The 532-nt window shown below is 44.7% G+C and carries 1 protein-coding gene; it reads left to right on the top strand.

Annotation, left to right across the window (positions count from 1 at the left end; genetic code table 11):
- The coding region (locus AC04NP_RS30625) for a transposase (protein ID WP_482863939.1) at positions 1-532 on the top strand (532 nt) is incomplete at both ends.

Below are 532 nucleotides of genomic sequence, written 5' to 3'. Positions count from 1 at the left end.
TCCAAATGGTATTTATTTAAGAATAGTAAACTAGGCCAGATTTATCAAAACATTCCCTGGGAACAGCTTGTTGATTGTTTACCGCCGGAGAACAAAGGCCCGGGGGCCCCTAGATGGTTTTCTTCCCAAGGGATGTTGGGTTTGATGTTTGTGAAGGCCTACCTGAACCTTAGTGATGAGAAGCTGATAGAACGCTTCAACACTGACTGGGCCCTTCAGCTATTTTGTGGCAAGCTGCTTTCGGATAATCAACGGATCAGGGACAAAGCCATCGTGAGCAGAGTGCGTAGCTACCTGGCCGAACATACCGATTGGCAGCAGCTTCAGGGGGTGTTATTTAACCACTGGAAACGTGATATGAACAATACCCATGTGTTGCTGATGGATGCCACTTGCTATGAGAGTTATATACGTTTTCCTACTGATGTAAAGCTATTATGGGAAAGTTGCCGGTGGGTATTTGAAAAGCAATTGTTTAAGTGGTGTAAACACATATCAGTGAAAAGGCCCAGGAGCAAATATGTTGAACAGC

Source organism: Agaribacillus sp. DX54 (genome assembly GCF_056858335.1).
This window is presented reverse-complemented; position numbering and strand designations above follow the sequence as displayed.